We start from the raw sequence: 657 nt of genomic DNA, 5'->3' as shown, positions 1-657 counted from the left end.
TTTTTAGTAGTTGGTTAAATGGAGTTGTTGATTTCCACTCCAGGCACTTCGCTTTCCGCGGGCGGTACGGGGAGCCTCCTCGGCGCTTAGCGCCTGTGGGGTCTCCCCTGCCCCGTCATCCCGCAGGAGTCTTCGTGCCTTCCGTTCCAATCAACCTTTATTTAATCTTTTTTGGCTTATAAATCCATTTAATTATAAAAAAGTGCACAAAAAAATCGCCCTATTTAGTAAAATGTAAGTGACCAAACCAACATTTTAGAAAGGACGATTTTTTATGTGTAATCCAAAGACTACTACTGCAAATTATAACACTCAAATGACTCTTCTTCCAGAGGTTGATGAGAAATCGCCTCCTAAAAGACAATTAGCTCCTACATTTAAACCCTATGACAACCGTCAAATTCAATCCATTTTTGATATTGAAACACTTATTCCAGAGAATCATGTGGCTCGTGTAGTGGATGAAATGGTCGAAGCTGTTCCGAATGAACAGTTATTCTCTCATTATAAAGGTGGAGGACGAAGTTCTTTTCATCCCAAAATGATACTTAAGATCATTCTGTTCGCGTATTCTCAGAAGGTTTACTCTTGCCGAAGAATAGAAACATTGATTAAAGAAAACATACCAGCTATGTGGTTAGCTGCGATGCAACAACC

Annotated in this window: 1 protein-coding gene; it reads left to right on the top strand. The window is 40.2% G+C overall.

Annotation, left to right across the window (positions count from 1 at the left end; genetic code table 11):
• Positions 1 to 274 precede the first annotated feature (274 nt).
• Positions 275 to 657: transposase (locus tag CZ487_RS28145; protein ID WP_139339538.1), on the top strand; the 383-nt coding region annotated here is incomplete at its 3' end.

It is taken from the genome of Robertmurraya dakarensis (assembly GCF_900156875.1).
GTDB classification, from domain to species: Bacteria; Bacillota; Bacilli; order Bacillales; family Cytobacillaceae; genus Robertmurraya; species Robertmurraya dakarensis.
Note: the sequence above shows the minus strand (reverse complement) of the source record. Positions and strands in the feature narration are given on the sequence as shown.